General features: G+C 71.4%; 1 protein-coding gene and 2 pseudogenes. 1 reads left to right on the top strand and 2 read right to left on the bottom strand.

What is annotated here, in order from left to right:
• A pseudogene (locus tag G6019_RS07935) lies at positions 1-229 on the bottom strand (o-succinylbenzoate--CoA ligase); the annotation flags it as partial.
• A 17-nt stretch (positions 230-246) separates the two neighbouring features.
• Positions 247-1,230, bottom strand: a complete 984-nt coding sequence (locus tag G6019_RS07930) for a 1,4-dihydroxy-2-naphthoyl-CoA synthase (RefSeq protein WP_182613332.1) — start codon at positions 1,228-1,230, stop codon at positions 247-249.
• Positions 1,231-1,253: 23 nt separating this feature from the next.
• Here G6019_RS07930 and G6019_RS07925 point away from each other — a divergent pair.
• Positions 1,254-1,526 (top strand): annotated as a pseudogene (locus G6019_RS07925) (o-succinylbenzoate synthase); the annotation flags it as partial.

The raw sequence follows: 1,526 nt of genomic DNA, 5'->3' as shown, positions 1-1,526 counted from the left end.
GAGTGCCCGTCGAGCCCGAGGTGCTCACCACCAGCGCCGTCCGGTCGTCGACGGGGTCACCGGGCCGCATGGCGCCCGAGAGCAGGCGCGTGCGTACCGGATCGTCGGACGGGACGGGCAGCAGGGCGGGACCACGGTCGTCGAGCAGCTGCTCGAACTCGGGGAACAGCTCGGCCACCGCCGGGCCGCCGGGCACGGGCAGCACGCGCAGTTCGCGGGTGGCGGGCATGGACCGGTCCGGCGTCGTCAGTAGTAGTAGGGGAAGTCGTCCCAGTCCGGGGCCCGCTTCTCCAGGAACGCGTCCCGGCCCTCCACGGCCTCGTCGGTCATGTACGCCAGTCGGGTGGCCTCGCCGGCGAACACCTGCTGGCCCATCAGTCCGTCGTCGGTGAGGTTGAACGCGAACTTGAGCATCCGCTGCGCGGTGGGCGACTTGCCGTTGATCAGCCGCGCCCACTCGATCGCGGTGCTCTCCAGCTCGGCGTGGTCCACGACCCGGTTCACGGCGCCCATCTGGAACATCTCCTCGGCCGTGTACGCCTGACCGAGGAAGAAGATCTCGCGCGCGAACTTCTGGCCCACCTGCTTGGCCAGGTAGGCGCTGCCGTATCCGGCGTCGAAGGACCCCACGTCGGCGTCGGTCTGCTTGAACCGGGCGTGCTCGCGGGAGGCCAGGGTCAGGTCGCTCACCACGTGCAGCGAGTGCCCCCCGCCCGCCGCCCACCCGTTGACCAGGCAGATCACCACCTTGGGCATTGTGCGGATGAGTCGCTGCACCTCCAGGATGTGCAGACGTCCGCCCTCGGCCTTCACCCGCGCCTGGTCGACCTTGTCCGCCGTCGCGCCGGCCACGTCCGAGTCGTGCTCGGTGGAGTACTGGTACCCGGACCGCCCACGGATGCGCTGGTCCCCGCCCGAGCAGAACGCCCAGCCGCCGTCCTTGGCGCTCGGCCCGTTGCCGGTGAACAGCACGGTCCCCACGTCGGGGGAGCGGCGCGCGTGGTCGAAGACCCGGTACAGCTCGTCCACGGTGTGCGGGCGGAAGGCGTTGCGCACCTCGGGGCGGTCGAAGGCGATCCGCACGATTCCGTCGGCCCGGCTCTCGCCCACGTGACGATGGTAGGTCAGGTCCGTGAGGTCCTCGCCGCTGCGAAAGCCCTCGACCTCCCGCCACTGCGACGGATCGAACGGGTTCGCGGTCTCGCCCTGCGCTGCGCTGCTCTCGGTCATGGGGTCGACGTTAGCGTGGAGGCATGACATCCGTACCGGGCCCCGAGTCGATCGACGATCTGCTCGCCCGCGTCCACGTGGTGGCCCTGCCGATGCGGGTCCGGTTCCGTGGCGTCACCGAGCGGGAGGTGGCACTGGTCGAGGGGCCGGCCGGGTGGGGCGAGTTCGGTCCCTTCCCGGAATACGACGACCCCGAGGCCGCCCACTGGCTGCGCTCCGCGCTCGAGATGGCGTGGCAGGGCCCGCCGACGCCGCTGCGCTCGCGGGTCGCCGTCAACGCGACGGTCCCCGCGGTC

The organism is Dietzia sp. DQ12-76 (genome assembly GCF_014145045.1).
Lineage (GTDB): Bacteria > Actinomycetota > Actinomycetes > Mycobacteriales > Mycobacteriaceae > Dietzia.
The sequence above is the reverse complement of the archived record's forward strand: the minus strand, read 5'-3'. Positions and strand labels throughout refer to the sequence as shown.